The 26598-nt window shown below is 59.1% G+C and carries 26 protein-coding genes, 1 tRNA gene and 1 pseudogene; 14 read left to right on the forward strand and 14 right to left on the reverse strand.

Annotated features, from left to right (window positions below):
• Window positions 1-71: 71 nt before the first annotated feature.
• From hisG to HMPREF2967_RS03065, 6 genes are all read right to left on the reverse strand, one after another.
• Window positions 72-917 carry an ATP phosphoribosyltransferase gene (gene hisG / locus HMPREF2967_RS03040; protein WP_070684951.1) on the reverse strand — a complete coding sequence of 282 codons (846 nt, stop codon included), beginning with the start codon at window positions 915-917 and terminating at the stop codon, window positions 72-74.
• Between the two features lie 58 nt (window positions 918-975).
• A complete protein-coding gene (locus tag HMPREF2967_RS03045; RefSeq protein WP_070520541.1) occupies window positions 976-1239 on the reverse strand; it encodes a phosphoribosyl-ATP diphosphatase in 264 nt (87 codons plus the stop codon).
• Window positions 1240-1342: 103 nt separating this feature from the next.
• Window positions 1343-2068, reverse strand: a complete 726-nt coding sequence (locus HMPREF2967_RS03050; RefSeq protein ID WP_070684953.1) for an HAD family hydrolase — start codon at window positions 2066-2068, stop codon at window positions 1343-1345.
• Entirely contained in the window at window positions 2069-2452 is a 384-nt protein-coding gene (locus HMPREF2967_RS03055; RefSeq protein ID WP_070520547.1) for a hypothetical protein, read from the reverse strand.
• Between the two features lie 24 nt (window positions 2453-2476).
• Window positions 2477-3721, reverse strand: a complete 1245-nt coding sequence (mshC, locus tag HMPREF2967_RS03060) for a cysteine--1-D-myo-inosityl 2-amino-2-deoxy-alpha-D-glucopyranoside ligase (protein WP_070520550.1) — start codon at window positions 3719-3721, stop codon at window positions 2477-2479.
• A 97-nt stretch (window positions 3722-3818) separates the two neighbouring features.
• Complete coding sequence (locus tag HMPREF2967_RS03065; protein ID WP_180952115.1) at window positions 3819-4670, reverse strand: undecaprenyl-diphosphate phosphatase; 852 nt, start codon at window positions 4668-4670, stop codon at window positions 3819-3821.
• A 69-nt stretch (window positions 4671-4739) separates the two neighbouring features.
• On the opposite strand from HMPREF2967_RS03065, the gene HMPREF2967_RS03070 reads away from it, so the two are divergent.
• Together HMPREF2967_RS03070 and HMPREF2967_RS03075 are read left to right on the forward strand one after the other, a co-directional pair.
• On the forward strand, window positions 4740-5777 hold the full coding sequence (locus HMPREF2967_RS03070; protein ID WP_070684955.1) for an NHL repeat-containing protein: 1038 nt from the start codon (window positions 4740-4742) through the stop codon (window positions 5775-5777).
• Window positions 5778-5821: 44 nt separating this feature from the next.
• Window positions 5822-6934 (forward strand): quinone-dependent dihydroorotate dehydrogenase, encoded by a 1113-nt coding sequence (locus tag HMPREF2967_RS03075; protein WP_070684957.1) that lies wholly within the window; start codon window positions 5822-5824, stop codon window positions 6932-6934.
• Between the two features lie 45 nt (window positions 6935-6979).
• Here the strand turns inward: HMPREF2967_RS03075 and HMPREF2967_RS03080 are convergent, their stop codons facing one another.
• Both HMPREF2967_RS03080 and HMPREF2967_RS03085 read right to left on the reverse strand, forming a co-directional pair.
• On the reverse strand, window positions 6980-7375 hold the full coding sequence (locus tag HMPREF2967_RS03080) for a hypothetical protein (protein WP_070684958.1): 396 nt from the start codon (window positions 7373-7375) through the stop codon (window positions 6980-6982).
• A gap of 23 nt (window positions 7376-7398) precedes the next feature.
• Window positions 7399-7961, reverse strand: a pseudogene (locus tag HMPREF2967_RS03085) (YbhB/YbcL family Raf kinase inhibitor-like protein).
• Between the two features lie 210 nt (window positions 7962-8171).
• On the opposite strand from HMPREF2967_RS03085, the gene HMPREF2967_RS03090 reads away from it, so the two are divergent.
• Window positions 8172-8257 (forward strand) — tRNA-Leu (locus tag HMPREF2967_RS03090).
• A gap of 75 nt (window positions 8258-8332) precedes the next feature.
• On the opposite strand, the gene HMPREF2967_RS03095 is transcribed toward HMPREF2967_RS03090, so the two are convergent.
• Window positions 8333-9004 carry a DedA family protein gene (locus HMPREF2967_RS03095; protein WP_198531012.1) on the reverse strand — a complete coding sequence of 224 codons (672 nt, stop codon included), beginning with the start codon at window positions 9002-9004 and terminating at the stop codon, window positions 8333-8335.
• 345 nt (window positions 9005-9349) lie between these two features.
• Between HMPREF2967_RS03095 and HMPREF2967_RS03100 the strand changes: the two genes are divergently transcribed.
• Together HMPREF2967_RS03100 and HMPREF2967_RS03105 are read left to right on the forward strand one after the other, a co-directional pair.
• Window positions 9350-10090 carry a TVP38/TMEM64 family protein gene (locus HMPREF2967_RS03100; protein WP_070684960.1) on the forward strand — a complete coding sequence of 247 codons (741 nt, stop codon included), beginning with the start codon at window positions 9350-9352 and terminating at the stop codon, window positions 10088-10090.
• A 37-nt stretch (window positions 10091-10127) separates the two neighbouring features.
• Window positions 10128-10700 carry a MarR family transcriptional regulator gene (locus HMPREF2967_RS03105; protein ID WP_070520572.1) on the forward strand — a complete coding sequence of 191 codons (573 nt, stop codon included), beginning with the start codon at window positions 10128-10130 and terminating at the stop codon, window positions 10698-10700.
• On the opposite strand, the gene HMPREF2967_RS03110 is transcribed toward HMPREF2967_RS03105, so the two are convergent.
• Complete coding sequence (locus HMPREF2967_RS03110) at window positions 10697-11545, reverse strand: DUF3097 domain-containing protein (RefSeq protein WP_070684962.1); 849 nt, start codon at window positions 11543-11545, stop codon at window positions 10697-10699. The two genes, HMPREF2967_RS03105 and HMPREF2967_RS03110, sit on opposite strands and share 4 nt — an antisense overlap.
• Window positions 11546-11578: 33 nt before the next feature.
• On the opposite strand from HMPREF2967_RS03110, the gene HMPREF2967_RS03115 reads away from it, so the two are divergent.
• On the forward strand, window positions 11579-12346 hold the full coding sequence (locus HMPREF2967_RS03115) for a hypothetical protein (protein ID WP_070684965.1): 768 nt from the start codon (window positions 11579-11581) through the stop codon (window positions 12344-12346).
• Here HMPREF2967_RS03115 and HMPREF2967_RS03120 read toward each other — a convergent pair.
• From HMPREF2967_RS03120 to HMPREF2967_RS03130, 3 genes are all read right to left on the reverse strand, one after another.
• On the reverse strand, window positions 12343-13461 hold the full coding sequence (locus HMPREF2967_RS03120; protein ID WP_070684967.1) for a ferrochelatase: 1119 nt from the start codon (window positions 13459-13461) through the stop codon (window positions 12343-12345). The genes HMPREF2967_RS03115 and HMPREF2967_RS03120 overlap by 4 nt on opposite strands.
• A 26-nt stretch (window positions 13462-13487) precedes the next feature.
• A complete protein-coding gene (locus tag HMPREF2967_RS03125) occupies window positions 13488-15401 on the reverse strand; it encodes a DIP1281 family NlpC/P60 protein (RefSeq protein WP_070684969.1) in 1914 nt (637 codons plus the stop codon).
• 1386 nt (window positions 15402-16787) lie between these two features.
• Window positions 16788-17264 (reverse strand): Rv1476 family membrane protein, encoded by a 477-nt coding sequence (locus tag HMPREF2967_RS03130; RefSeq protein WP_070564515.1) that lies wholly within the window; start codon window positions 17262-17264, stop codon window positions 16788-16790.
• Between the two features lie 346 nt (window positions 17265-17610).
• Between HMPREF2967_RS03130 and can the strand changes: the two genes are divergently transcribed.
• The 4 genes from can to HMPREF2967_RS03150 all read left to right on the forward strand — a co-directional run bounded on the left by can (window position 17611) and on the right by HMPREF2967_RS03150 (window position 22830).
• Complete coding sequence (gene can / locus HMPREF2967_RS03135; protein WP_210386950.1) at window positions 17611-20427, forward strand: aconitate hydratase; 2817 nt, start codon at window positions 17611-17613, stop codon at window positions 20425-20427.
• Window positions 20428-20599: 172 nt separating this feature from the next.
• Complete coding sequence (locus HMPREF2967_RS03140) at window positions 20600-21172, forward strand: TetR/AcrR family transcriptional regulator (protein WP_070564512.1); 573 nt, start codon at window positions 20600-20602, stop codon at window positions 21170-21172.
• A 120-nt stretch (window positions 21173-21292) separates the two neighbouring features.
• Window positions 21293-22075: a hypothetical protein gene (locus HMPREF2967_RS03145; RefSeq protein WP_070684972.1), complete on the forward strand. Its 783-nt coding sequence runs from the start codon at window positions 21293-21295 to the stop codon at window positions 22073-22075.
• 257 nt (window positions 22076-22332) lie between these two features.
• Entirely contained in the window at window positions 22333-22830 is a 498-nt protein-coding gene (locus HMPREF2967_RS03150) for a hypothetical protein (RefSeq protein ID WP_232770619.1), read from the forward strand.
• Here HMPREF2967_RS03150 and HMPREF2967_RS03155 read toward each other — a convergent pair.
• Entirely contained in the window at window positions 22827-23516 is a 690-nt protein-coding gene (locus HMPREF2967_RS03155; protein ID WP_070685027.1) for an SDR family oxidoreductase, read from the reverse strand. The genes HMPREF2967_RS03150 and HMPREF2967_RS03155 overlap by 4 nt on opposite strands.
• A 79-nt stretch (window positions 23517-23595) precedes the next feature.
• Here HMPREF2967_RS03155 and HMPREF2967_RS03160 point away from each other — a divergent pair, with 79 nt between their 5' ends.
• From HMPREF2967_RS03160 to HMPREF2967_RS03175, 4 genes are all read left to right on the forward strand, one after another.
• On the forward strand, window positions 23596-23865 hold the full coding sequence (locus HMPREF2967_RS03160) for an ACT domain-containing protein (protein ID WP_070524521.1): 270 nt from the start codon (window positions 23596-23598) through the stop codon (window positions 23863-23865).
• A gap of 15 nt (window positions 23866-23880) precedes the next feature.
• Entirely contained in the window at window positions 23881-25245 is a 1365-nt protein-coding gene (locus HMPREF2967_RS03165; protein WP_070684974.1) for a PFL family protein, read from the forward strand.
• Between the two features lie 73 nt (window positions 25246-25318).
• Window positions 25319-26008: a MerR family transcriptional regulator gene (locus HMPREF2967_RS12770; RefSeq protein WP_083312574.1), complete on the forward strand. Its 690-nt coding sequence runs from the start codon at window positions 25319-25321 to the stop codon at window positions 26006-26008.
• Between the two features lie 148 nt (window positions 26009-26156).
• Window positions 26157-26588, forward strand: coding sequence for a hypothetical protein (locus HMPREF2967_RS03175; RefSeq protein ID WP_232770621.1), 432 nt, complete (start codon window positions 26157-26159; stop codon window positions 26586-26588).
• Window positions 26589-26598: the final 10 nt, after the last annotated feature.

Genomic DNA, 26598 nt, shown 5'->3' on the forward strand with positions numbered 1-26598 from the left:
AAAATCGAAGAACGATGATGGTCAGTCCCCATCGTAGCTAGGAGCCCGAATAAAATGTTTGGAATCTCCCCCTAAAAGCGGGCAATCCGAAGATCCGAGGCAAGAATTGCCTCTGCCCCAAGTTCTTCGAGGCTGTCCATAACTTGGTTGGCCAGTTTGCGGGGAACCATGACGCGCACGGCCACCCACCCTTCACGGGCCAAGGGAGAGATGGTCGGTCCTGTAAGCCCAGGGGTCACTGCCTCGACGTCTGGCAGCTTTTCTTCTGCCACGTTGTAGTCCAGCATGACGTAGTGGCGCGCATTGAGGATTCCTCGAATGCGGCTAAGCACCACGTTTTCATCAGCGGTGACGTCTTCTCCCTCACGCTTTATCACCACGGCCTCCGAGGAGACGATGGGGTCGCCAAAGGGTTCAAGCCCCTGCTGGCGGAGCGTGGCTCCTGTGGAGACAACGTCGGCAATGACGTCCGCGACTCCAAGGTGAATCGAAATCTCTACTGCACCGTCAAGGCGGATAACCTCGGCATCGATTCCATTGGCAGCGAGGTGATCACGCACCACGTTGGGATAGGACGTGGCGATACGCTTGCCTTGCAGCTTGGCGACGTCCCACTGCTCCCCTGCTGGTGCGGCGTAACGGAAGGTCGAGCCGCCAAAATTGAGTGCTAGAACTTCATTGAATTTCGCGCGGGAATCGAGCGCCAAGTCTCGACCAGTAATTCCCAAATCCAGGACGCCTTGTGCCACGTAGATAGCGATATCCTTTGGGCGCAGAAAGAAGAACTCGACTCCGTTCTCCGCGTCCACGACGTTGAGCGATTTACTGTGTCCGCGGCCCTTGTAACCGGCTTCCTTGAGGATCTCAAGGGCTGCCTCGGACAGTGATCCCTTGTTGGGGACGGCGATTTTGATCATCAGTGTGTGGTGCTTTCTACGCTGAATACGGTGAATGCTGGGACGGCTTTATGGCCGATTAAAGGTAGGTGTAAATGTCTTCGAGCTTGAGGCCACGCTTATGGGCCATAACCTGGAGCCAATACAGCAGCTGTGACATCTCCTCAGCGAGCTCTTCATCAGACTGGTATTCCGCGGCGATCCACACTTCGCCAGCCTCTTCGATGATCTTCTTGCCCAGATGGTGGATCCCTTTGTCAAAAGACTCCACGGTGCCGGAGCCCTCAGGGCGTTCGGCGATCTTCTGGGACAGTTCCTCAAATAGGCTCTCAAAATTCTTCACGGTGGTTTATTCTTCCACACCGCTGCATAAAATGCTGCTAGTCGGCCGAAATTCTCAGTTACGCAAAGCCGGCTGACATGATGCGCAACTGAAATCGGTACGTCTAGTCGGCGCGCAACCGGCTAAACCACTCGTGAACATCGGCCGCCGTCGCCCCCTCCAGATGACGGTGAGCAGAGCCCCGGAGGTCAGTAATTTCGGTGGCTTGCTCGGGCACCGCGACGTGGTCTCCCTCCGGTAGTCCGATGACGGTGCATCCGGCGTCGACAGCCGCGCGCATACCTGCCGCAGAGTCTTCGAATACAAGGCAGTCCCGTGGATCGGCACCCACTCGACGCGCCGCCTCGATATACATATCGGGGGCAGGTTTGCCTTGGGGTACTTCGTCACCGCAAATCGTGTCGACGAAGTACTCGCGGCCTAAGGCCGCAATCGCGGAATCAGCCACATATCGTTCCGTGTTTGTGGTCACGATCATCGGCATTCCCAGGCCCTTGAGTTCGTCGAGCAGCTCGGGAATCCCCGGGAAAACCTTCAGGTGTTGGGCAAAAAGGGACCTGACGTAATCAAACATGAGCGCACGGTAGCGTTCGTTATCTCCTGGCTGAAGCGTAACGCCTGCTTTGTGCGCACAGATGCTGAGAGTGTCCTCGAAGGTAGCGCCAACCGTGGCTAAGCGCTCCGTGGGTGTTAAGCGGCGCCCCAGTGTTTCAGAGAGATAAAAAGTGGCCTCTTCCCACAGGGGCTCGGAGTTGGTCAGTGTGCCGTCCATATCCCAAAAGATTGCTGCTGGACGGGTAGTGAAAGCGGAATTTGCGTGGTCAGTCAATTAGAAGTCCAGCTCCGGAAGCTGCGCGAGTGCCTCATCGTCCGCACCGGTTGCCGCAGAGGCGGAGTGAATAAGCTCCGTGAGCTCTTCCTTCTCTTCCGGTTCCAGTACTGCATCTGCGTTTTCTTGGTTGAAGGCCGCAAGCTTGTCCACGGTGGGGCGTACCGCGGCGCTCAGGAGTGACCCTTCAGGGTCATCCGGGAGCTTATCCATATCGTCAAGGAAGGACTCCAAGATAGTGCGAAGGCGTGGGAGTACCGCGGCATCAAACGGGGCCTCCCAGAATTCCTTTTCTTCTTCCTTGAGGTAATCCCCGGTAGCGAAGGACTGTAGGTTGGACATGAACTCATCAACGGTGGGCTGGAATTCTGCACGAATCGTCATGAGCTAAATCATGCCTGAAGTTACCTAGAGGCGCACGCCCAGCAAGGAATTAACTGCGGTGCGCAGCAAATCGGATGCCTCTTCTGTTGCTTCCCCGGATTCTGGAGCCTTCTTCGCCCATTCATCGAGAACCGCAATGGCGCGCGGAGTATCGAGATCATCAGCCAACGCCAACCGCAGGTGCTGAATGACCTCCTTGACTTCCTCCACCGTGCCCGGATGGCTTAAAGCTTCGCGCCATCGCTGGAGTCGCTCCTGCGCAGTGCGCAAAACGTCATCTGACCAGTCGCGGTCGGCACGGTAGTGGCCGGCGAAGACGCCCAAGCGAATCGCTGAGGGATCGACGCCCGCCTCCACGAGCTTGTGGACGAACACGAGGTTGCCCAAAGACTTGGACATCTTGGTTCCGTCCAAGCCGATCATGCCGGTGTGTACATAGGACTGCGCCATGCGCTCCACGCCGAGCGCTGCTTCCGCATGCGCTGCGGAGAATTCGTGGTGCGGGAACTTCAGGTCCGACCCGCCGCCTTGAATATCGAAGCTGGAGCCAAGCCGGTTGGTTGCGATGGCGGAGCACTCAATGTGCCATCCAGGGCGGCCCGGACCAAAAGGCGAATCCCAGGCCGGTTCGCCTTCACGGTGCGCGCGCCAAATAAGAGCATCAAGAGGATCGCGCTTACCAGGGCGATCAGGGTCGCCACCGCGCTCGGCAAAGAAGGTCTCCATTTGCTCGCGGGAGTAATTCGACTCGTAGCCGAAGTTCTTCGTGGCCTCGATGGATGCGTAGACGTCCGGATAGTCGGGGTCATCGACGACGTAGGCCGCACCTGCGTCGAGAAGCGCCTGCACCATCTCCGTAATCTCGTCGATGGCTTCCATCGCCCCAACGAAGTGCTGCGGAGGAAACACGGAGAGCAGCTCCATGTCTGAGCGGAAAAGGTTGATTTGGGAGGTCCCCAACTCGCGCCAATCCACGCCATCGCGCTCCGCGCGCTCGAAGAGCGGATCATCCACATCGGTGATGTTCTGGGCGTAATTCACCTTGTAGCCGTTATCCAGCAGCTGGCGGTAAATCAGATCAAAGGTCAGATAGGTCGCGGCGTGGCCCAGGTGGGTCGAATCATATGGGGTGATGCCACAGACGTACATGGTGGCAGTCTCCCCACTGATGTCGAGCTTCTTGACCGCTTCATCAGCGGAGTCATAGAGGTGAAGCGGCGACGGGGCGCCAGGGACGGAATCGATGTGCGGGACAGGCCAAGATTGCATGCCCACAATCCTAACGTGTGCTGCCTCCGACGCGGGCGCATGGCCGGGCACATGGCTGTGTATCGCAGGGTGCTGCGGGGCTGGGCCTCTTCACCTCCTACGCGGCCAGCACGCCAAGGCCCAGCAAGAGCATGACGATCAGGCCGACGGGGATGCGGTAAGCGGCGAACCACTCGAAGGAGTGGCTGCCCACGAACTTCAGCAGCCAGGCGATAGATGCATAGCCCACAACGAAGGCGATGAGCGTGCCAACGAGTAATTGGGCGCCGGTGGCGGATTGTCCCACGGTGGGACCGAAGGCGTCGCCAAGCGAAAACAGCCCCGAGGCCATCACCGCCGGAATAGCCAACAGAAAGCTAAAGCGCGTGGCCACCTCACGGTCGAGGCCGAGGAAGAGGCCACCGGAGATGGTGCCGCCGGAGCGTGAGACGCCAGGGATGAGCGCCAGGCATTGGCATAGTCCCATAACGATGGCATCGCGCATCGTGAGCTCGTCGAAGCCGCGGGTTTTCTTACCCACGCGCTCTGCCAGGATGAACACAAAGGAAAACAGGACGAGCATGGAAGCAGTAATCCATAGGTTGCGCAGATTATCCCTAATCAGGTCTTTCCCCAGCACTCCCAGGATGCCAATCGGGATTGAGCCAACGATGACCATCCAACCCATTCGATAATCCTGACCGCGCTGGTCCTTGTGTACGAGGCCCACGCACCAGCCTTTCAGGATCTGCCAAATCATCCCGGCGAAGTAGACGATCACCGCTAGCTCGGTGCCCAGCTGGATGACAGCGGTGAAGGAAGCACCGGCATCCTGTCCCCAGAAAAGAGTGGAGACGATGCGCAAGTGCCCGGACGAGCTCACGGGCAGGAATTCGGTGAGGCCTTGGACAAGAGACAGGACGATGACCTGCAGCCATGTCATGGCTTCAGTTGTAGCTGTTGTAGTCACCCGCGATAGCCTACTCGGGAGTCCCATCGCTTCCTGTTTCCACCACGCTGGCTGCTAGGATGAGGGATCGTGAAAACGCGTCGAGTCCTGCTTTCTTTTGCCCTCCTTTCCAGCGCATGCGCGCTTGCCGCCTGTAATCCTACGGTCGGGGTTGGCGGGGACCCCGACTCGGCGGTCTATGGCAAGGCCGAGCCCGCGTCCTCCCCGGCATCAGAGAAGCCGGTGGGTACCGTCGTGCCATTCGATGCAGCGACAGACCTCGCAGCCGTCGGCGACATCCTCGCCGTGCGCACCGAGGACTCGCTCGCGGTAGGTTCAGCTGCGGACTTTGAAGGCAGAAAGTCGACGCAGGTCACCGTGGACGAGAAATGTGGTGACCTCACCGCTTCTGAGAAGCACTTCCTTCTAGCGTGCGGGGATAGAGTTATGCTCATTGATCCGCTCAAGCCGGATTCCCCGCAGGAATTGGCTGTGGAAGAGGGGCAACCGGTGACGGTGGCTGCGGAAGCCTCCAGTGGCGAAGTCTTCGTTGGCTCGAAGGACTCCACCACCATCGGCGTGTACCTAGACGGCGAACGCACTACCGGCATCACTGTGGAAGCAGGCTCGGATCAGCTCATCTCCGTGCCTAATCCGGATGGCGCCGACGGCATCGTCCGTGTCTTGAGGGAAGACTCCACGATTCAATCGTTGGACTGGGAGAAGGAGCGTGCAGGAGGACGCCTTCGCGTGGGCCAGGGTGTAGGTCAGATCGCAGGCGGCGAGGGCGCCGTGGTTGTGGCTTCGGATACCGTCGGAAAGCGCATCGCCATTTACACCGCCAGCGACGTCATCCGCTTGCACCAGTACGGCAATACCGATGGCACCCCGTGGGGTGTGGCTTGGGACGCCGGGCGCAAGCTAGCGTGGGCGACAACTACAGACAACAACCTCCTCCACGCCTACACCATCGCTGCGGGTGTCCCGGAGAACGTCGGCACCATGGATACGGTGGCGGATGCGCGCAATATTGCCGTGCTTGGCGACGGCACCCTCGTCACCGCCTCCGCTTCTGGCGACGGGCTCCAATTCATTTCTGATCCACAGCTCGAGAAATCCCCGCGTTAGTATTTCAGTCCCCCCCTTAGCCTCAACTTTCCAAAGGACAATGCATGCAGTACTCCGCTCTTGACCGCGCCCGCCACGTGGCTTACCAAGCCGCCTTGAAGGGGATGTTTAAGCTCAGCCCGGAAAGAATTCACGGGATCATCAACGGTGGGTTGGCTGTGTTCCAATCGGCCGGCCCCTTCAACCGAGCTCTGGGCAAAGCTTTGCCGGTTACCGATCCCGTCCTTGAACAAGACGTGTTTGGGGTGCACTTTCCGCGCCCGCTGGGTCTAGCAGCAGGCTTTGACAAGAACGCGGCGGCAGCCGACGTCTGGTCCGCCATCGGCTTTGGGTACGCGGAGCTGGGCACCATCACCCCGAAGGCGCAGCCGGGAAACCCGGCTCCCCGGTTGTTCCGGCTCAAAGCAGACAAGGCCATCCTCAACCGCATGGGCTTCAATAACGAAGGGGCGCTGGCGGCCGCACGAAACCTCCGGAAGCGCCGCTACAACGATGTCATCGGCATCAATATCGGAAAGAACAAGGTCACCGAGGCTGAGCACGCGGTGGATGACTACCGTCAGTGCGCATCAGTTCTCGGGGAGCTGGCCGACTACGTTGTGGTCAACGTGTCCTCCCCTAATACCCCGGGGCTGCGTGATTTGCAGGCAGTGGAATCGCTGCGCCCCATCATGGAAGCCGTGGTGGAATCGACGTCCTCGCCGGTCTTGGTCAAGATTGCCCCAGACCTCAGCGATGAGGACATTGATGCTGTGGCGGATATGGCCGTTGACGTGGGGCTGGCGGGAATCGTGGCTACCAACACCACCATTTCTCGCGAGGGTTTGAAGACCCCATCCGCTGAGGTTGCCGCCATGGGCGCAGGCGGCGTGTCGGGTCCCCCGGTGGCTGCGCGTTCCTTAGAGGTGCTCAAGCGCCTCCATGCCCGCGTAGGCGACGACCTGGTACTCATTTCCGCAGGCGGAATCTCCACCCCGGAGCAAGCATGGGAGCGCATCACGGCAGGCGCTTCGCTGTTGCAGGGCTACACCGGCTTGATTTACGGCGGCCCGGATTGGATCCGTGACATCCACCGCGGCATTGCCCAGCAGATCCACGCTCACCGCCTCAGCAATATCTCGGAGGCCATTGGTTCTGGTCTTGAATGGATTGACTAGCCCGGCGAAGAGCTTTCAGGCCAGCCGCACGGAGCGCTTCAGCGTTTAGCAGAGTGTGCGGCGGATGATAACCGCGCACAGCCCTGCCGCCACTGCGTAGAGGAAGACGACGTATTGGCCCATCGTCGTGAGGACCGTACTAGGCAGCGCGCGGCTGGCGATGATAAGCACTAGCGCGAGAATCAGCGCAATGATTTGTTCGCGGCTACCACGCTGATCGCGGCGTTGGGTACTGAATGCGCCGACGAGGAGGGCCGCACCAACGATGGCGAGGCGGCGCCACGTCCATTCGAAGGTGGCGCCCCATCCGTCGGTGAAAATGGACACGAGCCCGAATAGTGCTAACACGGCAGCCAACAACATGAAAGCGCCGCCCACGCGCAGGGCGGCGGGGATTTCTACTCCGTCGGATGTGGGAGGGATGTCCGGGTTCTTACTCATTGTGATGAGTGTAATTGGGCCGCTTAGTGGGCCTCGTACCAGCCCCAGGTAATCGCGCGCCCGAGGGCGTGGAAATAAAGGTTGAAGCCGAGGACCGTAGGTGTTGCCTCCGGGTCGATCTCGAGGCGTTCGACGTCGACGGCGTGAACGGCGAAGAGGTAGCGGTGCGGGGCGTGACCTGCCGGCGGCTGGGGGCCATAATAGACGCGCTGGCCGGAGTCACCGCGCAGGCTGATAACGCCTTCGAGTCCGAGATCCTCAGCGGACCCTGCACCTGTGGGGAGCTCGCGTACGTCGGCCGGGATGTTGAAGGCCGCCCAGTGCCAGAAGCCGGACCCCGTCGGCGCGTCAGGGTCAAAGCACGTGACGGCAAAGGACTTGGTCCCTTCGGGCACATCCGACCACGACAGCTGGGGCGAGACATTTTCAGGTGCGCGGAAACGCTCTGCGATCTCCGCTCCCTCCTCGATATCGGACGAGGCCACGGTAAAAGCTGGGACACCCCCAACGGTGCATAGGGGTCTGGACCGGGGAAACGGGAGTCGGTGGCGTAGTTCGCAGTGGAATGTGAAGTGTTACTAGTCATAAATCCATTTCTACCGGAAAGCTATCTGCCGCGTTGTCGCTTACTACCCGGCTGTCTCAGGAGGTGGCAGTGGATACGCAACTTTCATCGTTGTGTTTTCCTCGTTTAAGAACCCAGTGAAAACCCGTTCTGAAGTGGCGATTTGTGAAGTTATGCCGGTTCGGGATACAGTATGCGAGTGCCCAGCCGAGAGGCTGAACAAACACCCTAGCCCGGGTGGCGGAATGGCAGACGCGCTAGCTTGAGGTGCTAGTGTCCTATTAACGGACGTGGGGGTTCAAGTCCCCCCTCGGGCACAGACCGAAGCCCCGTGCTTCACACCGTCAGAGATGATGATGTGAGGCGCGGGGCCTTCTTCATGCGTCGAAGGTCTATGCGTGCGATTCCGCAGTAGGTGCCGTCTCCTCTACTACCGTAGCCTTCTTCTTCGACGTGATGTAGCTATGCAGGCCCTTGATGACGATAGGCGCCACCGACAACGCGATGATAAGCAGCATAATCTTCTCAATCGAGTCAGCAATACCCGGAATGTTTCCGAGAAAGACACCAACGAGATTCATGGAGAGCACCCAAGCGACTGCGCCGCTGACATTCCATCCAATGAACTTCTTGTACCGCATTCCCGCCGTGCCGGCGGCTACCGGAATGAAGGTGCGCACGATTGGGACGAATCTTCCGAGCACTAGTGCAAGCGGGCCGTGCTTGTGGAAGAAGTCCTCGGCGGTGTTGAGATACTCCAGTTTGAGAAGCCGAGCGTCCTTCTTAAACAGGCCACGGCCAAAACGGTGCCCAATCCAGTACCCCACCTGGTCACCAGCTATCGCGGCGATCATGCCTACAGCAATGAGTACCCACAGGGAGACCTGGAGCTCATGGCGCAGAATCGCGGCAGTTACGAGTAGTGAATCACCTGGAAGAAATGGGAAGAGCACACCGGACTCGATGAAGACGACAAGGGCTATACCACCGATGAACCAGGGCCCAAAGGCTTCGAGCAAGGTGGCTGCGTCCATATAAGACGTGAGGTTGTGGATAAAGTCCATAATGCTCTCCAAAGAAAAATGCAGGCGCCAGGGCGGGCGCCAAAAGTAGGTAGTGAATCAGGAATTCGCTCCGCAGCTAGGGCGTAGAGACAATAAAGGTGAAACTAGCTAAGACGGTCACAATAGAAGTGGCCCTAGAGATGCTTGCGGATGCGCAGTGCTGTTCAGTATCCCGCGTGCAAGGCAATACTCATGCATCGAATCGCGGCTTAACAGTAAGTTGAGGTGCAGCTCTCAGCTGCTCCCCAGCCAGCCAAGCCGTCTCCTGCCTCCGTCTTTAGCCGTTCTCCCATGCTTTGGACTCAATGCGGGGTTTGGCGTCTTCGGCACTAGACTTCTATCTCTATGAACACAGGTTGGGTGCACAGCGTCGGGGACTTCTTCGCGTCCCTGGGCCGCGCTGCGTGGCAAAGCTGCAAGCGTTGGACGTGGAAACGTTGGACGGCAGTAGTCGCTGCCGGTGCGGCATTGACGCTACTCGCCGTGCTTGTCGACGTCCCCTCACTCACCGCCCTCCGCACGTGGTCAGACCAACTCGGGCCGTGGTTTGTCGTTGCTTTTACGGGCGCCTACATCTTCTTCACCCAGTTCCCTATTCCCCGGACCGTGTGGACTTTGGCGGCAGGCCTTCTTTTCGGCCCGTGGCTTGGGCTTTCTGTTTCCCTTGTCGCGCTGACTATCTCCGCCACCATTTCTCTCCTTATCGTCCGCGGCTTACTTGGTGAGTGGATTCGCCCGCATCTCACGCACAAAGCGGTATATGCAATCAATGCCCGGCTTGAGCGCCGGGGTTGGCTAGCGGTGGCGTCATTGAGAATGGTCGCCGGAGTTCCGTTTTCCTTACTAAACTATGTTGCAGCGCTCACGCCGATTTCGGTGACTCACTTCGCCATCGCTACACTCATCGGTTCGATTCCCACCACCGCCATCGGGGTCTTCTTCGGGGATGCGCTCACCGGAGCGATGAGCCCCTACACGATCGCCGGCTTCCTTATCGCTGCGGCAGTGGGAATCGCTGGTCTCATCCTAGACACGCGGTTGCCGCTCGGCCCCGGAATGCGTGGCCCAGTCAAGCGCAAAGAGTAGACTGAGCGTTGTTTCTTGCTGGAAGGAGTCTCTCACTGTGCTAGCTGTCCATGCCCGCTACCGCGGACGCTCGGTACGCCGCGCCGATTTGGTCCAACGATCCGCCGCCGCGCTTTCCACCCTGGAGGGAATCGGCGAGTTTGAGGTCCTTGGTGTTGAGGATATTTGCGCTGTGGCCTATTCTTCTCCGGCGGTCTGTGATGTCGTTATGGCGCTTCTCGCGGACGGTGACTGGGCCATTGGCATTGGAATTATCCCTGGCGAAGGCGCAGGTGATGCCGAAACACGCGCAGTGGCAACCGCCGCGGTAAAGGGCTCGGCGCGGGCCGGACACGTCTACGCCAAAATTGATCGGCGCGGGCGCGCTGCGGAGGCGCAGGATATTGCAGCGGCATTCGCCCTACTCGGCTTTGTGCTGCACAAGCGCACAATGGAAGGCCGTGAGGCGACATCTCTTGTACGCGGCGGGTTGAATCAGAACGAAGCTGCGGAAGAGCTGGGCATTTCCAAACAAGCGATGTCCCAGCGCCTCCAAGCGGCGGGGTGGGCAGCAGAGACGGCCGGTTGCCAGCTCGCCATCAACCTCATTGACCGAGCGAATTCGAATTAGAGCAAATCTTCTTTGCTCAATTCCGGTGTTGTGACAAAGTCGACGAGCCGCTCGACGGCGCCGATGAGCGTGGAATCGAGATCCCGGAAAGAATTCACGGCGTTGTACACGCGGCTCCACCCTTCCTTGGGATCAGACCACCCCGCGCGCTTGCAGATGCCCGTCTTCCAGTCTTCCCCATAGGGAACCTCGGGCCAGGCGCGCAGCCCTAGGCGCTCAGGCTTTACAGCCGCCCAGATATCAATGAAGGGGTGACCGGTGACAAGCACGTGCTTGCCCACCGTTTGCGTCAACCGCGTTTCCTTTGATCCTTCGACTAGGTGATCCGCGAGGACGCCCACACGGCGTCCCGGACCGGGCTGAAACTCAGCCAGGCGTTCCTCAAGGTTATCGAGTCCTTCGAGGTATTCGACGACCACACCTTCCACCCGCAGATCGTGACCCCAGACCTTTTCAACGATGGCCGCGTCGTGAATGCCTTCAACCCAAATGCGCGAAGGTGCGGCAACTTTCGCCTCAAGATTCTCCACACGGCGCGACCCGGAGTTTGACTTCCGCGGCGCCTGCTTTTCGACGTATCGCGTTAACGTCACTGGCTGCCCCTCCAACAAGAACCCCCCTTTCACGAGTTTGAATACTCGCTCATTTCCATGTCGGTCCTCGAGGCGCACGACTGGGCCCCATACGGTTTTGTCGACGCCCAATACTGCCCCTACAAAGTCATCACCTCGAACCTCGACGACCATGCCTGGTTCAGCGGGTACCTCGGGGTACTCCGGCTTCTTGTTCCGCGCATGTCCTGCAAAAATATCGCCACCATAGGGATCTCGGGAATTCAAGCTCATAGGGGTCTACCCTATCGTCTACACTGTCCAGCCATGGATATGCGCGCCGAAGTCTGGTCCCCTGTACAAAACGTTTCTGTTTGGCTTGGTGCATGGCTATGGGGTCACGAATCCACCGATGACCTTCTCGATGCCCTCAGCGAGCTGGGTGGTGAGCAACAAGGAGTCGAAGGAGAGCCGTTTGTTGATGTTATGTCACTTCTCCGGCGTGAAACGGCCTCCGTCATCGAGCTTGGAGAGCGCGAACCGCTGCTTCGGCTAGTTCTCTCCGGTCCTGGCGACGCGCCAGCACTTCCAGCCGGCACGGAATCGGCGCGAGCGGCGGCAGAAAATCCGGCAGGCGCAATCGTGGTGCGTACCAATAATCGGGATCGAAACCTGGTGTTGGTGCCCACCTATGCCGTGGGCGCGACACGGTGGACGGTGATTGAAGAGACCGCCCCGTTACCCTCGCCCGCTTGGCTTAGCCCGGGCGAGGCCGATGAGCTCTTGAGCACTGCGACGAATGAGTCAGCAAACCTCATCGAGGCATTGGGCTATCGCAGCGATGCCCTCCCCAATCCCCGGCTAACAGTAGGCACACTAAGCGATTTCTACGACACCCCCGGATTACCCGCTGCAGTGCCGGGGCGGGCAGCGAAGCTTTTCGCCCGCGCCGACCGCGTGGCGGCCATCATCGAGACGGTGACTGACCGCATTCAAGATCACAGTCTCGATCCGCAGCTTCTGCGCCTGTGGCGCCATATCCGCCAAGCACGCATGGCCGGCGTGGCTTATGCGCTCACCGATTTCGCGCGTTAATGCGGCTTGCGCAGAGACCAGATGTCACAGCAACCTTCAGCGCAGGGTGCGCCATTGACCGTACAGCCCTGAACGGTAACCTCACCGAGTGAAGCAGGTTCTGCGTCATGCTCTAGCTCCTCGATGAGGTCCACGACGAGCGAGGCAAACCTTGCAGATGGACCAGCGGTGCGGGTGCGATAGACGCTGACGCCCATTTCCTCAGCGGCTTGCTTCAGTTCAGTATCGAGATCCCAGATGACCTCCATGTGATCGGAGATAAATCCAATTGGGCACACGACGACGCTGTCGACACCATCTTCCTCGTGGATTCGCGTGGTGTGGTCGACAATGTCCGGTTCCAACCACGGGGTGGCTGGGTTTCCTGAACGGGATTGCCACACTAGGTCATAATTCTGGACCCCGGCAGCCTTGGCTACGAGCCGTGCAACCTCCGCTACCTGGCGGGAATAGATATGTTTATCGCCTTCTGCTCCCCCAACAGCATCGTGTGCCGATGGCACTGAATGCGCAGTAAAAAGCATGCGGGTGCTAGCCAGCTTGTCTTCCGGAACCTCCGCATAAGCCTCACGGACGGCTGCAGCCATCTCCTCGATGAACTTGGGGTGATCGAAGAATTGGCGCAGTTTGGTGAAGTTCATGTTGGGCAGTTGCTCGTCCTCGAGGTGCTTGCGCAATGCAACGATGTCTTCGTTGTACTGGCGGCAAGCACTGTAGCCACCCCAGGCGGAGGTGGCGAATACGGCGACGTTGCGCACACCATCGGCGGCCATCTGCTCGACGGCTTCTGTCCCAAACGGGTACCAGTTACGGTTACCGAAATAAACCGGTAGATTATGTCCGCGTTCCTTCAGCTCTGCGGAAACATTAGAAATAATCTCTCGATTTAGCGCATTAAGCGGACTAATGCCGCCTAGGCGGAAATAGTGTTCCCCGACGACTTCGAGCCGCTCGCGCGGGATGCCTCGCCCACGGGTGACGTTCTCCAAAAACGGGACGACCTCCTCGTTTCCTTCCGGGCCACCGAAGGAAAGGACGAGGAGGGCGTCAAATGAGGAGGGCACCGAATCGGTGCCGCGGGTGTTGCCCTGGGCAGTACGCAGTGTGTCAGTCATGCAGCCCAGTTTAGCAACGGGCTGAACTAGATCAGTCGCACGGCATAGGGTGCCATGCCGGCTTGACGTACTGGGGAGATGCTGACGTTTTGACCGGACTGCGGAGCTTCGACCATGGTGCCGTCACCAAGATAGATTGCCACGTGCTGATTTCCGCTCGGGCCGTAGAAGACAAGGTCGCCCCGCTGCATCTCGCTCGGGGAAATCTTGGTTCCCTTCTGATACTGGTAGCCGGTGTAATGCGGCAGGGAAATGCCGACGCCAGCAAAGGCATAGAGCACCAGCCCAGAACAGTCGAAGCCGACCTTGTTGTAGTCGCCATAAGAGTCAGCGACGCCGCCGTCGCGAATGCCCTGCGTAGGACCGTTGGCATCGCCACCGCCCCAGGCATAAGGAACTCCTACTTGAGACGTCGCACGCTCGATCACGGTCTCGATCTTCGCTTCGCGAGAGGCATCGCCCAGTGAAGCGGATGCCTTCTTCGTCACGCTATCGGTGGTGTCAAGTTCCTCCAGGACACCGGAGACATCGGATTCAAGGGAATCCTCGTCATCAGTTGCGTTCGCTGCATCGCTATCGGACGTCTCCGTGGAATCCGTCGCTTCCCCAGCGCTGTCTTGCCCACCCTGGAGGGCAAAGAGCTTGGAAGAGCCCTCCGCCAGAGCATCGATTTCCTCTTGGCTCAAGCTGTTATTGTGGTCCGGCTGAGATGCGGCCACCATCGAGGCCACCGTTCCCACCGCTTCAATGCCAAGTGCAACGGTTTCCGCATCGATTCCGTTCGGATCGAACGAGCTGGAGCTACCGCCCTGGGAGTTCTCGGCGTTCTCTTCAGAGGAGCTGGCCGTGCTTGTCGACGACAACTCTTGCACGTTCGGATCGGAAGCCACAGTGCTTGCGGCGCTAGAGAGCTCTTCCAATTCGTCTGCAGAGGCAGAAGCCGTCGACGGCTGCGATTGAAGCGTGGGGTTCTGTGCCTCAGAGTCGGAGGGGCCGGCCACGGTGGACGCTGTGGACTCGGCGGTCGGCTCCGTGCTGGCTGGTGTCGAGTGCCCCGCAGCGGACGGTGAGGATACCGTCGATGGGTCGTCGGCAGGAGTTGCGGCACTAGACTCAGAACGACCCTGTGCAGAATTAGTCCCGGCCCGCTCCTTGACCTTAGATCCAGTTGTTGGGCTTGACACATCTTCTCCGTCCAGACCCTTGGCTTGATTTAGCGCCTTATGAAGAAATGAGAGTTGGGAAAGCAGATCCTCGCGTTCGGACGTGGATTCCTCAATAGAAGCCTCGGACGCGGAGAGTTGCTCGCGCGCGGCAGCCTCGGCATCGGCCGCCCGGTCCGCACGTTCCTCGGCCAGTTGTTGGGTCTTCCGCAGCTGGGATTCCTTGTTCGCCTTTTCCGTGCGCTGCTTCTCCAAGTCGCTAACGACGGCCTGCTGCTTCTCAGACTGCGAGCGAAGGTAGGACTGGCGCTCCAGCATGTCCGAACGCGCGTCTTTTCCTGCCGCATGGGAGACGGCATCGGAAGTATTGGCTCGGCGGTAGGCGGAACGGGAGACCTCATCCAGCTTGGCCTGAGCATCGGCGACATCCGCTTGTGCGTCGTCAAGCTGCTCGCGCGCTGTCGTTGTTCCTTGGCGCGCTTGGTTTGCCTTAGTGCGGGCGTCGTTGAGATCGACCAGCGCACGGTTGACGGTTTCGCGCTGCGCACCTATGGAGGCTTCCGCTTGTGCGATGCGCTCCTCAATCTGGGCGATTGCGCCCGCGAGATCTGCGATGGATGGGTTGTCGGAGGATAGCAGGGATTTGATGTTGATCTGCTCAGGTTCCGCAGCCACTGCAGGAGTGAGCGCGGAGACAGTAGACAAGGCGGCGGTGGTCGCTATGGCAGCGCACGCTGCCTTAAAGCGTCGAAAGCCGAAAGATGATGTGGTGGCCACGAGGGTTATCTCCTAGACACCTACCCCGGAGATGTCACGCATGTTGCGTAGACGAGCTTGCCGGACATCGAGACCTGGAGGCGACGAGTTGGACGAGCAAAAGAAACAGCGGTGTGTACGTAGCTAGTCTCGCCTTCAAGCAGGATGAGGCGGCAATGGATTTCCCAATGGGACAACAGATTTCCCAATGGGAATAGTGGACTTAATAAGGCTTGCGCCCGGAATTGACCGGGATACGCGAACGCGGCTTGCCCCTGAAGAGCTCTTTGCTCTCTACGCCACTAAATGCCGAATAGACGGGGCGGCATTTTCTCTCACAGAGGCGGCAGGGAAACCTGCGGGGCATCTGGTGTGTGCACCAACATCACGTCGAACCGTGCGTCATAGCTAGCCACACTGCACTCTCATAGTGCTCGCTCGGCTCTCGTTGAGCGAGCGCCGAGTATGGCTGCACGATCCGACGACGAAGGGACACACACCCAATTTCAGGCTCGAGGTCCTGTGTCGGTTCCTCCTCGCTCGGCGCCGCGCTCGTGGAGGGCACTTCCGCGGTCCTTAGTGGCGCACGCGTAAGCACTCACAGCTGGCACCCAACCGGAAACCGATGGAACTCATGGCCATCACAGCCCTCGATGAGGGCGTGCGAATGAAGTGTATGAAGCCTCTTCCACTCGGGAGGTAGGTGTTTCGATATCTAAAAGGTTGAACACTGGTACCGACTGCGTCGAGAAAACTGCATTGCTACGCGCATCGCTGGCGCGGTGCGACGGTCATCCACCAGGCGGTGAACCCCAACGGTCCTCTTCGCTCGCGGCGTGCTTCCCCACATACCCGTGCGACAAATCAGTTGAGAGTCAAGGCTTGGTCCATGAACGTATGGAGCAATAGTCAACCCGTGAGTCGATACGTGAACCATACGTCACCGACACGCCATCTCGCACACTTTTCCCATCTTTCACATCAGCCACGGAAAACCACAAGGCGTTGCAGGCGCACCTAACCTGCAATGACTTTGTTATCAATGTGTGACTGTGACGTTGCTCACTCTCCCCCGGAGTGCAAACCTCTTCCCCTTGACTATCGCTGTGGATTGCGGCCCTGGGGCTGCCGCAGAAGCTCCGATTGCTCCCAGCGGAACCTGTCTTCTGGGGTGCAGGAAACGCTCCATTTCGGGACTGGAGAGAACCGAAGTATTCGTCGACTTAAGGTGCCTGTGCGGCATCCGATGTGGTCGCTGTGCGAGCCGTATTCCTAGGCCCCTTGCGTACCTCTCAACCACTCCCCCGTTGCAAAAGTCAAGGCTTAGTGGTTGATACTAGCCACTTCCCTACCCCTGCGGTAGGTACGGCGCATGTTTAGTGGAATGCTCGCGGCGGCCTCGATTGCTTAGTTTCTGACCGTGTCAGCCTTCCGTGTGGCGGCTCGAAATCCCGCCCAGCCCGCAACTGCCGCTACGCAGAAAAACAGCGTCAAGATTGTCAGCCATGGCGCTGAAAAATGATCTGCAGTTGCATAGAAATCATTCAGCAAAGTTACCTGATCGAGTCCAGTTGGCAGCGAATCCTCGGCTGCCTCAATGGATGCCCGATCATAAGAATTACTGACTGCGGACACCCGCATTGGCGCCTGGAGAATCACGGTATCGAGTCCCGTTTGTTCTTGAAGGGTTGTCGCCAGGTCGCGTAGATCTGGAATCTTGTCGGGGAAGACATCTACCACTGCGATGCCATGGTTGGGCTGGAGGGAGTCTGCGATGCGGGCCTGGAGGTCGTCGTCTAGCGCCAGCTCTGGGTTGGAGAACGCTACACCGTCGACCGAGAGCTGATCTGCAATGTCGTCTACATCTACGCCCGCCGGGATCATCCGCCACTCCTTAATCTCTATGGCCGTTAATGCTTGGTGGCACAGTCTTCTGCCCAAACACGATTCGGAGGTTTGTCCCCCGGATTCCCGATCGAGCCTAAACCTCGGAATGTGGGCGAGGCCGGCGACTCGCCGCTACCCCCGAAATGTAGGAAACAGAACGCCCGTACTGTTATGCTGGTGTCGACCGAGGGTTCTTGCATCTACAATAGATACGGAACATTCGCGTTCTGAGATCGCCGATACACCTGGCTCCATGTGGTTGCTTGGGCATATCGGCAAATTCGATGAACCTTCGACCAGTGTTCGATAACCCACAAGCGAAAAGCAAGGAATGGAGCTCCTTATGACTGAAAGCCTGAACTCCTTCGGCGCCAAGAAGACTCTTGAGGTCAACGGTAAGTCCTATGACTACTTTGACATCAATGCAGTCGAGGGCCTGGAGAAGCTTCCTTACTCCCTCAAGGTCCTGGCTGAGAACCAGCTGCGCTACGAGGACGGGAAGAACGTAACCAAGGATCACATTAACGCTTTGGCCAACTGGGATCCGTCCGCTGAGCCGGATACCGAGATCCAGTTCACCCCGGCCCGCGTTCTGATGCAGGACTTCACCGGCGTCCCCTGCGTGGTCGACTTGGCAACCATGCGTGAGGCTATCGCCGCCCTCGGCGGCAAGCCGGACCAGGTGAACCCGCTCAACCCGGCCGAGATGGTTATTGACCACTCCGTCATCGTCGAGGCTTTCGGCTCCACCGAGGCCCTGGAGAAGAATGTTGAGATCGAGTACGAGCGCAACCAGGAGCGTTACCAGTTCCTGCGCTGGGGTGCCGAGAACTTCTCCAACTTCCGCGTTGTTCCTCCGGGAACCGGTATTGTCCACCAGGTCAACATTGAGTACCTTTCCCGCGTGGTCTTCGACAACGATGGTGTTGCCTACCCGGATACCTGTATTGGTACCGACTCCCATACCACCATGGAAAACGGCCTGGGCATCCTGGGCTGGGGCGTTGGCGGCATCGAGGCCGAGGCTGCAATGCTGGGGCAGCCGGTGTCCATGCTGATCCCGCGCGTCGTGGGCTTCAAGCTCACCGGCGAGATTCCGACCGGCGTGACCGCTACCGACGTGGTGCTGACCATCACCGAGATGCTGCGCCAGCACGGTGTGGTTCAGAAGTTTGTTGAGTTCTACGGCAACGGTGTGAAGTCCGTGCCGCTGGCTAACCGCGCCACCATCGGTAACATGTCCCCCGAGTTCGGTTCCACCGCTGCGATCTTCCCGATCGACGAGGAGACCATCAAGTACCTCGAGCTCACCGGCCGTCCGCAGGAGCAGATCGACCGCGTCGAGGCTTATGCCAAGGCTCAGGGCATGTGGCTCGAGCAGGACGCTCCGGAGGCACAGTACTCCGAGTACCTCGAGCTGGATCTGTCCACTGTTAAGCCGTCCATCGCCGGCCCGAAGCGCCCGCAGGACCGCATTCTCCTCTCTGAGGCAAAGGAGCAGTTCCGTAAGGATCTGCCGACCTACGCTTCCGGCGAGGTTGTTGCAGACGAGTCCACCATCGAGGCAAAGCGCATGACCTCCGAGGGTGGCGACGAGAATGCTCTCGTCGACGTTACCGGTGGCCTGAACAAGTCCCGTGCAGGCGAAGGCGAGTCCGCCGCCAAGGGCGGCTCCGGCCGCCAGTCCAACCCGGTTACCGTCACCTCCCCGAACGGTGGCGAGTACACCCTGGACCACGGCATGGTTGCTATCGCTTCCATTACCTCCTGCACCAACACCTCTAACCCGTCCGTCATGGTTGGCGCTGGCCTCATCGCACGTAAGGCTGCTGAAAAGGGCCTGAAGTCCAAGCCGTGGGTCAAGACCATTTGTGCCCCGGGTTCCCAGGTTGTTGACGGCTACTTCCAGCGCGCAGACCTCTGGAAGGATCTGGAGGCGCTTGGCTTCTACCTCTCCGGCTTCGGCTGCACCACCTGTATCGGTAACTCCGGCCCGCTGCCGGAGGAAATCTCCAACGCCATCAACGAGCATGATCTGGCTGCTACCGCGGTGCTGTCCGGCAACCGTAACTTTGAGGGCCGCATCTCCCCGGACGTCAAGATGAACTACTTGGCCTCCCCCATCATGGTCATTGCATACGCTATTGCTGGCACCATGGACTTCGATTTCGAGACTCAGGCGCTGGGTCAGGATCAGGACGGCAACGATGTCTTCCTCAAGGACATCTGGCCTTCCCCGAAGGAGATCGAGGACACCATCCAGCAAGCCATCTCCCGCGAGCTCTACGAGGCTGACTACGCCGACGTGTTCAAGGGTGACGACGCATGGCGCAACCTGGACGTTCCGGAGGGCGAGACCTTCAAGTGGAACGAGGATTCCACCTACATCCGCAAGGCACCGTACTTTGACGGCATGCCGACTGAGCCGGAGCCCGTTCAGGACATCAAGGGCGCTCGCGTCCTTGCTAAGCTCGGTGACTCCGTGACCACCGACCACATCTCCCCGGCTTCCTCCATTAAGCCGGGTACCCCGGCCGCTCAGTACTTGGATGCCAACGGTGTCGAGCGTCAGGACTACAACTCCCTGGGTTCCCGTCGCGGTAACCACGAGGTCATGATGCGCGGTACCTTCGCCAACATCCGCCTCCAGAACCAGCTGGTCGACGTCGCCGGTGGCTACACCCGTGACTTCACCCAGGAGGGCGCACCGCAGGCCTTCATCTTCGATGCCTGCGAGAACTACAAGGCAGCCGACATTCCGCTGGTTGTCCTTGCTGGTAAGGAGTACGGCACCGGTTCCTCCCGTGACTGGGCTGCTAAGGGCACCAACTTGCTTGGCGTGAAGGCTGTCATCACTGAGTCCTTCGAGCGTATTCACCGCTCGAACCTCATTGGCATGGGCGTCATCCCGCTGCAGTTCCCGGAGGGCGAGTCCCACGAGTCCTTGGGCTTGGATGGCACCGAGACCTTCGACATCGATGGCATCGCAGCCCTCAACGAGGGCGGCATTCCGAAGACGGTCCACGTGACCGCCACCAAGGAGTCCGGCGAGACCGTTGAGTTCGATGCCAAGGTTCGCATCGACACACCTGGTGAGGCCGACTACTACCGCCACGGCGGCATTCTGCAGTTCGTTCTGCGCCAGATGGTCAAGGCCTAAAACAGCCTTGCCCATTATGTAGGCACCCCGACTCTGGGGCGACCTACATAGTTAGGCACCAAGGCCAGCTAGCAACATGGAGTGCTGGCTGGCCTTTCTGCTTCTGCCCCTCCCCCTCTATTTCCACCACCCGTTTACCCGCCGCCGTGCTTAAAGGAGCTAGTTTTCAGCCATGCCGATTATGAGCGACTCTGAACTGAACCGCCGCCGCCACGACATTCTGGTTGGCGCACGTAAATGCTTCGCTGAGCACGGCTACGACGGCGCGACGGTGCGGCGTCTCGAAGAAGCCACAGGTAAGTCGCGTGGGGCAATCTTCCACCACTTCGGTGATAAGGAGTCCCTCTTTCTTGCCTTGGCCCGGGAAGACGCCGCCCGTGAGGCCGAAGTTGTTGCGAACAACGGTCTCGTCGAAGTCATGAGTGAGATGCTGCGCCATCCAGAGCGCCATGACTGGCTTGCCACCCGGCTTGCTGTGACCTCGATGCTGCGTACCGATCCGTCTTTCGCCGCGCGCTGGCATGAGGAGCAACAGATTCTTGATAAGGCGGTCCGTGCCCGCTTGGAATCCAACGCTGAGAAGGGGCGCATGCGAGACGACGTCTCCATCGACACCCTCGTGACATATCTTGAAACCTTTATGGACGGTTTTATCAACCGCCTAGCGCTCGGGGACACGAAGAATCTAGAGCAGGTTTTGGATTTGGTCGAGCAATCAATTCGCGGCTCCCACGCCGATCGCTAGGCCTTAACTGTCATGTGCATAGGGTAATTGGCATAGCACCGTGGGCCTGGCTCGGGGGCTAGTCCCCAGCCGCCGATGGTCACCGAGAAAGTGGAGACCACGACCATTAAGCTGTGATCCATGACTCACTCGCCTTTGCAGCTGCCTCGCACTCCGCTGAAGCTTCCTTCCTCAAGTGCAGGATCCCTCGCGCCTAAGGATTTGAAGGATCACGATCAGCAACCCAACCCAAACATGGATCGCAGCGGCATCCGCGAGGCTATTAATAGCGTCGGGTCTCCGATCGGCCAATCCAACGTCGGCACAATTATCGCTGGCTTTATCCTCACCTTCATTGGCGGTTCAGCGCTACTCTTTTCGGTGGCTCACACTATCTTTATATCGATCCTGTTCCCCGGAGCTGAGGGCACAATTGGGAATATTCCGATAGCCAGCCTTATCACTGGGGCCGCTGCCCTAGTGTTCGTCATTATCGGGATCATGCTCCTACGGGGGCGCTTGGGTTCCACAACACGATTGCGCACCGCGTGGGCGAATGGATGGATTGAGTACCGCCCCGCCCTGATCGGTGAGTTGATATATAGACGGCGTGTCGATTACAACGATAAGACCGACTATTACTACACCGCCCCGATCCTGATCTTGCAACCGGACGGCTCATTGACGAAAAGCATGACCGAAGAATTCATTGCTCCAAACCCGAACTGGCTGAAACTGCGTGGCCGGCTGCTTGCCGACGGTCCCCTCGTCGCCACCGTGGACTTCAACCACAATAACGGATGGGGTGTAGTGGGATACCGGGTAGATGCAGATAAACCGCAGCCAGAACTGCACAATGGTCTGCGCCAAAAGAACATTGAAGCAGCACTGTCTTTTGCAGAGCGGAACTGGGTAAGAAGTTAGTGATAAGAATGTCTGACCACGCTTTAGCACCATTCGACTTCCCGGAACACCACTACTCCGAGAGGCTCATTCCCCGCACTCGGCGTTCTGTGTCCGCCCCGAACTTGAGATCAAGCACATCTAGCATCGCTCGCGCGATCGCAGCGGCTGGGCCACTCCCAGGCGGGGCCGCACCTGAATGGCGAAGTCTACGGAACAACCTCATCACGGCGGTAGTGGGCCTAGCTATCGCACTATCAGCCTTTATCGGCGAAGATATGTCTATTAGTTCCGGATGGCAGGGATTGGCCGTTGCGGTCTTTGTTCTCTTCCTCGTCGTGGCGGCCGGTCGGAACATTCGAGCAATTCGGAGCTCTACGTGGGGTGCTCGCCGCCTACGGACGGCGTCGGAAAATGGGTGGATCGAGTACTACCCCGCGCTGCTCAGTGAGATCTGGCAAACAGGTCGACACGTGCCGCACGCAGATCCCACCGAGTACTACTGCAAGGCGAAGGTACGCATTTTCCTTCCAGATGGCACAGTTCAAGAAATCATCAGCGATGAGTTTGAGTCCCACGCTTCTCCCCGCGCCTTTCGCGAACAGGGGGTGGCCGTGGTGCGTTTCCAAAGCCAGGCGACGTTCGAGCACCCCACAGGCTGGTATATCGCGGCCCACCTATCCACCAAGCCACTTCGCTATGCGAGCCTCCACCACCAATTGAGCAGAGAGCAAGTCATCGCCGCGCTTGACGCGGCGGCATCCGCTCGATTTTAGATATCCTTCACGCTGCCATCGCCATCGATGAACTCTAGCGGCGAAGTCGGGAAGCTTTCGCGTCCGGCGACCTCGGTGACCACCTCAGCGACAAGCTCTCGGGAGGTTGTCAGCTTACCGGTGCGCTCTGCGTCCTTATCTAGCACGGTGATGCCGCGCGAAGGCTCCTCCGTCAGGGCTGCCGGGCCAAGGATGAGGTAATTGAGGTCGGTGGAGTTGAGCTTGTTGTCCACCTCCTTCTTCGACTCCACGTAGGCGTACCACTTCTCATCCGCAGGATCAGTCGTGTTCTCCGTAGCGCCCATGTAGGAAATCATGATGTAGGCGGGAGTGTTCTTGCCCTCGGCAGAAAGCTTTTCCAGACCCGCAATAGATGCCAGCGCCGCATCACGGTCGACCGCCCACGTCACCTCCGCACCAGCACGGCCACCATTTCCGGCGCCCCACACGACGACGTCATAGTCAGCCAAAAGCTCTGCCCAGTCTTCCACAGAAAGCTCGGTGAGATCGCGCACCACCGCGGTGGCACCGAGGGCCTCAATATCAGAGACCTGGTCCGGGTTGCGGATGAGGGAACGGACGGTGAGGTTGGCGTCGACAAGCTTGGGCGCCGCCAAAAGCCCAACCTTGCCGTGGCCGCCGATGTACAGAACCTTCTTGCGTGCAGTTGTTGTCGTATCAGTCATGTGCGCCACCGTACGCGCCGGCTCGCTATCCTGCATGACCCCAGGGCAGCGTGAAAAACCGAAGGGCTACAATCAAACTATGATCGCCATCATGACTGTTACCGGTGTTGATAACACCGGAATTATCTCTGCCGTTTCCACCGCCCTCGCTGAGCTCAAGATCAACATCGTTGACGTCTCTCAGACCCTCATGTCTGGGTACTTCACGATGATCCTGCGCGTCGAATTCGATGAGAATGAGGTCAGCATCCAGCAGATTCAGGAGCGGATGAATACCGTCGGTGAATCCATCAAACAATCCATTCGCGTGCAGTCGGAAGCACTGTTCACCGCCATGAATGAGATTTAGGAGCGAGAATCAGTCATGCTTAATCGCTTCAACACCGTCAGTATTCTCGACACCATCGAGATGATCGAGAAATACCGCCTCGATATCCGCACCGTTACCATGGGGATCTCGCTGCTCGGCTGCACGCGCTCCACCATGGAAGCTACCGCAGAGGCCGTTTATGATCGCGTGACCACCCGGGCGGCTCAGCTCGTGGAAGTCTGCGAAGGGATCGAGGCCGAGCTCGGCATCCCGATCGTCAACAAGCGTATTTCCGTCACTCCGATCTCACTTATCGTGGCTGGCGTCGAAGGAAACCCCGTCGACGTCGCCCGTGCACTGGATCGCGCCGCTGAGACGACAGGTGTTAACTTCGTCGGCGGCTACTCCGCATTGGTTGAAAAAGGTGCCACCACCGCGGAGAAGACACTCATCCGCTCTATCCCGGAGGCGCTGGCTGAGACCAACCTGGTGTGTTCCTCGGTGAATATCGCATCCTCGCGCGCCGGCATCAACATGAACGCAGCAGCGCAGATGGGACGCATCATCAAGGAAGCTGCCGAGCTTACGAAGGACCGCAGCGCCATCGGCTGTGCCAAGCTCGTGATCTTCTCCAACTCCGTGGGCGATAACCCCTTCATGGCCGGTGCCTTCCACGGTATCGAGGAACCGGACTGCGTTGTCTCCGTCGGTGTGTCTGGGCCGGGTGTTGTCGACCGTGCTCTCGGATCCCTGGAGGGCGCCACCCTTAATGAAGTCGCCGAGGAGGTCAAGAAGGCTGCCTTCAAGGTCACGCGTGCCGGACAGCTCGTTGGTTCGATGGCCTCGGAGCGCCTCGGTGTTCCCTTTGGCATCATCGACCTTTCGCTGGCCCCCACTGCGGAGCTGGGAGATTCCGTCGCGCACATCCTGGAGCACATGGGCCTGGATCAGGTGGGCACGCACGGAACGACGGCAGCCCTCGCACTGCTTAACGACGCCGTAAAGAAGGGCGGCATGATGGCCTGCTCCCGCGTGGGCGGTCTGTCCGGTTCCTTCATCCCGGTTTCGGAGGACAAGGGCATGATCGATGCGGTGCGCACCGGCGCTATTTCCATCGACAAGCTGGAGGCCATGACCTCCATCTGCTCGGTGGGCCTGGACATGATCGCCATTCCGGGCGATACTTCCGCGGAGACTATTGCCGGCATGATCGCTGATGAAGCCGCCATTGGCATGATGAATCATAAGACGACTGCCGTGCGCGTTATCCCCGCCCCGGGAACCAAGGCTGGCGATGAGGTCAACTTCGGCGGCCTGCTGGGCTACGCTCCGGTCATTCCGGTCAATGAGGTGGGCAACTCCACCTTCATCAACCGCGGTGGCTTCATCCCGGCGCCGGTACACGGCTTCCGAAACTAAAGGCCTCAGCAACTCGGATTAGTTTTCACCAAGCACTTGACCCTCACACTATGTGAGGGTTTAGCTTTGTCCTATGAAGATATCGGACGTCGCCGCGGTCGCTGGATGCTCAGTTCGTTCTGTACGACATTTACACGAGACGGGCGCGGTCCCTGAACCCGCCCGCACCAGCGGGAACTACCGCGACTATTCTGTTTCTGACTTGGCCTCGGTGCTACGCGCGCGTGCGCTGATCGACGCCGGAGTCCCCGTCGCCGACGTCAATCTGCCGGACGCTATCGAGCGTTCATTTGGGGCGCTCGACGAGCGCATCGCTCGGCTCAAGAACCAACGTGAACGCTTACGCGCCCTTGCCCAAGCACCCAACGGGACTCCGCGAGACATCCGCGAATCCCTCAAAAAGGCGATCCATGATCCCGCAATGCTCCAGCTCGAGCTTGATTCTTGGGATCTGATGGCACTGTGTGGTGTCGCAACGGAAGGAACCTGGCAACAATTGCGCGAGAACCTTGAAGACGCCGAATGTTTGAGAGTTCTCCGCGAGGTTGAATCGCTGTGGCGAAAACTGGGTGCATTGTCCCCGAATGATCGCGAGGTCGCGGTAGTCGTCGCCAAGCTGCAGCATTTAGGCGAACGTGGCCTCATGCGGGGAATCTATCCTACGTTGCGCCCAGGTAAGGTCCCGCTGAGTGCCACCGATGCACCGACAACTGGTGCACAGGGCAGAGCGCTCGCGGCACTGTCGGGAGCGCCACATGGATAGGATATGGAGATTCCTGGGAAAGCATCCTGGATTCCGATTGGCAAAGTATGAACTTAGCCTCTACCGCGATTTGTGGCTTTGGATACGCGGCGAGACTTTGCTCCCCGCTGGTGCTCAGGCACTTCCACATCCTCCGGGCAGGCTGCAAATGCTTGGGTTTGTCACCGCAGTGTTGGTGGTTGAAATGGTGGTCGTCCACCTGATTCTCCCTGCAGGCGTGGTGCGGGTTGTGGCGCTACTGCTGTCACTGTGGGCCATCATCTTCGTGTGGGGGTTGATTGCCGCTGAGCGCATTCGCCCCAGTTATATCTGCGACGATGTTACCGTTCTGCGGCGCGGAAGAACTGTCTTCGCTGAGATACCGACTGCCGTTGTGCAGCACAAGAGCGTTGACCGCAGTTTTGCCTCAGCGATTGAAATACGCGATGGCGAGCTGACAGTAGGCGGCCCCGCAGGCACGGACACCCTCCTGCAGCTGAGGTCGCCTGTTATGGCCACCCCGGATCGCTATCCTTGGCAGCGGCCCCAGCCGATGGAGGTTGATAAGGTGCGCTTCTTTAGTGCTGCGCGCGAACATTAAATGGCGCTTT

It is taken from the genome of Corynebacterium sp. HMSC059E07, from assembly GCF_001814395.1.
Taxonomy (GTDB): Bacteria; Actinomycetota; Actinomycetes; order Mycobacteriales; family Mycobacteriaceae; genus Corynebacterium; species Corynebacterium hesseae.

Excerpts from the sequence above, each read along its gene's own strand:
- HMPREF2967_RS03055 (WP_070520547.1), bottom strand. The coding sequence starts at position 2,452 with ATGACGATTCGTGCAGAATTCCAGCCCACCGTTGATGAGTTCATGTCC.
- mshC (WP_070520550.1), bottom strand. The coding sequence starts at position 3,721 with ATGCAATCTTGGCCTGTCCCGCACATCGATTCCGTCCCTGGCGCCCCG.
- hisG (WP_070684951.1), bottom strand. The coding sequence starts at position 917 with ATGATCAAAATCGCCGTCCCCAACAAGGGATCACTGTCCGAGGCAGCC.
- HMPREF2967_RS03155 (WP_070685027.1), bottom strand. The coding sequence starts at position 23,516 with ATGACTGATACGACAACAACTGCACGCAAGAAGGTTCTGTACATCGGC.
- HMPREF2967_RS03165 (WP_070684974.1), top strand. The coding sequence starts at position 23,881 with ATGCTTAATCGCTTCAACACCGTCAGTATTCTCGACACCATCGAGATG.
- HMPREF2967_RS12770 (WP_083312574.1), top strand. The coding sequence starts at position 25,319 with ATGAAGATATCGGACGTCGCCGCGGTCGCTGGATGCTCAGTTCGTTCT.
- HMPREF2967_RS03100 (WP_070684960.1), top strand. The coding sequence starts at position 9,350 with ATGAACACAGGTTGGGTGCACAGCGTCGGGGACTTCTTCGCGTCCCTG.
- HMPREF2967_RS03140 (WP_070564512.1), top strand. The coding sequence starts at position 20,600 with ATGCCGATTATGAGCGACTCTGAACTGAACCGCCGCCGCCACGACATT.
- HMPREF2967_RS03130 (WP_070564515.1), bottom strand. The coding sequence starts at position 17,264 with ATGATCCCGGCGGGCGTAGATGTAGACGACATTGCAGATCAGCTCTCG.
- HMPREF2967_RS03150 (WP_232770619.1), top strand. The coding sequence starts at position 22,333 with ATGTCTATTAGTTCCGGATGGCAGGGATTGGCCGTTGCGGTCTTTGTT.
- HMPREF2967_RS03160 (WP_070524521.1), top strand. The coding sequence starts at position 23,596 with ATGATCGCCATCATGACTGTTACCGGTGTTGATAACACCGGAATTATC.
- HMPREF2967_RS03080 (WP_070684958.1), bottom strand. The coding sequence starts at position 7,375 with ATGAGTAAGAACCCGGACATCCCTCCCACATCCGACGGAGTAGAAATC.
- can (WP_210386950.1), top strand. The coding sequence starts at position 17,611 with ATGACTGAAAGCCTGAACTCCTTCGGCGCCAAGAAGACTCTTGAGGTC.
- HMPREF2967_RS03115 (WP_070684965.1), top strand. The coding sequence starts at position 11,579 with ATGGATATGCGCGCCGAAGTCTGGTCCCCTGTACAAAACGTTTCTGTT.
- HMPREF2967_RS03175 (WP_232770621.1), top strand. The coding sequence starts at position 26,157 with ATGCTTGGGTTTGTCACCGCAGTGTTGGTGGTTGAAATGGTGGTCGTC.
- HMPREF2967_RS03110 (WP_070684962.1), bottom strand. The coding sequence starts at position 11,545 with ATGAGCTTGAATTCCCGAGATCCCTATGGTGGCGATATTTTTGCAGGA.
- HMPREF2967_RS03120 (WP_070684967.1), bottom strand. The coding sequence starts at position 13,461 with ATGACTGACACACTGCGTACTGCCCAGGGCAACACCCGCGGCACCGAT.
- HMPREF2967_RS03095 (WP_198531012.1), bottom strand. The coding sequence starts at position 9,004 with ATGGACTTTATCCACAACCTCACGTCTTATATGGACGCAGCCACCTTG.
- HMPREF2967_RS03075 (WP_070684957.1), top strand. The coding sequence starts at position 5,822 with ATGCAGTACTCCGCTCTTGACCGCGCCCGCCACGTGGCTTACCAAGCC.
- HMPREF2967_RS03145 (WP_070684972.1), top strand. The coding sequence starts at position 21,293 with ATGACTCACTCGCCTTTGCAGCTGCCTCGCACTCCGCTGAAGCTTCCT.